This is a genomic window from Wolbachia endosymbiont of Pentidionis agamae (assembly GCF_036711655.1).
Classification (GTDB): domain Bacteria; phylum Pseudomonadota; class Alphaproteobacteria; order Rickettsiales; family Anaplasmataceae; genus JAZHPY01.
The window spans coordinates 1-489 of the sequence record NZ_JAZHPY010000163.1 but is presented as its reverse complement, the minus strand read 5'-3'; the positions used below and the strand labels follow the sequence as shown (position 1 = coordinate 489).

Here is a 489-nt window from a genome sequence, read left to right as displayed (position 1 = left end):
TCTGCGTTTCAATTGGAAAATCAGTTTTGTTTTCATTTGTTTATTAATGGCAGAGGCCTTCCCTGAAGACTCAGAGCCGGACATTTACGTGTATCAATACTGCAATGCGAGTGTTGAACAATTAATCGAAGCAGCAAAATGCGGTGATTTACAAAAAGTTAAGTATCAACTGCGCAAAAATGTTGACCCAAACGGCAGAGACAACGACAGTAATCAAGCTATTCATTACGCAGCGAGAATTGACAACGTCGAGATTATTGATGTGCTTCTCGAAGCAAACAATGGTCTAATAAATAGCCACGGTAACAGTGGTTACACTCCGCTTCATTACGCTGTACAATACACAGCTGTAAAAACTATTGAATATTTAATTAATAAAGGCGCAAACTGCAACGAACTTAATGACGAAAATGAAACTCCACTGCACACGGTTTTTAATCAATTTAATGAATGCTGTTTTGACAAACCGGGAGTAAACTGCAAAGATTT

At 38.0% G+C, this 489-nt stretch carries 1 protein-coding gene; it reads left to right on the top strand.

The window, feature by feature from the left end:
• Positions 1-46: 46 nt before the first annotated feature.
• The coding region (locus V6U76_RS05455) for an ankyrin repeat domain-containing protein (protein ID WP_333024135.1) at positions 47-489 on the top strand (443 nt) is incomplete at its 3' end.